General features: G+C 56.7%; 1 protein-coding gene. It reads right to left on the reverse strand.

The window, feature by feature from the left end; genetic code table 11:
* A partial coding sequence (locus tag DEQ92_RS22795) for a MoxR family ATPase (protein WP_158547669.1) occupies positions 1 to 328 on the reverse strand: 328 nt, incomplete at its 3' end.
* Between the last annotated feature and the right edge of the window lie 118 nt (positions 329 to 446).

The following is a 446-nucleotide window of genomic DNA, read 5'->3' on the forward strand; positions in this document are numbered from 1 at the left end:
GATTAATCTCGTCGGCGAGGACGACGTTGGAGAAGACGGGACCCCGCTGCAGGTCGAATTCACCGAGATTCTCGCGGTAGATGTGCGTGCCGGTGATGTCCGCCGGAAGCACGTCGGGTGTCATCTGAATCCGCTGGTAGTCGAGGTTCGCGGCGTGCGCAAAGAGGTTCGCAATCGTCGTCTTGGCGACGCCCGGGACCCCTTCGAGGAGTACGTGTCCGTTGGTTAGTAACGCGATTGTAAGCGCCTCAATCGCGTCTTCGTTCCCGACGAGGAGCTGTGATGTCTCGTCGAGGATGGCTGAGTAGACCTCTTCGGGAGCACTCATTCTTACTGCTACTCCGGACGGCGACCACAAATAAGTGCGGACTTTCGACAGAGTTGAGACAAAAAATCAAGTCGTGGACGAGAGGAAACGAGTATTGTCGAACAGCACGACCGCAACA

It is taken from the genome of Haloferax sp. Atlit-6N (assembly GCF_003383195.1).
GTDB classification, from domain to species: domain Archaea; phylum Halobacteriota; class Halobacteria; order Halobacteriales; family Haloferacaceae; genus Haloferax; species Haloferax gibbonsii.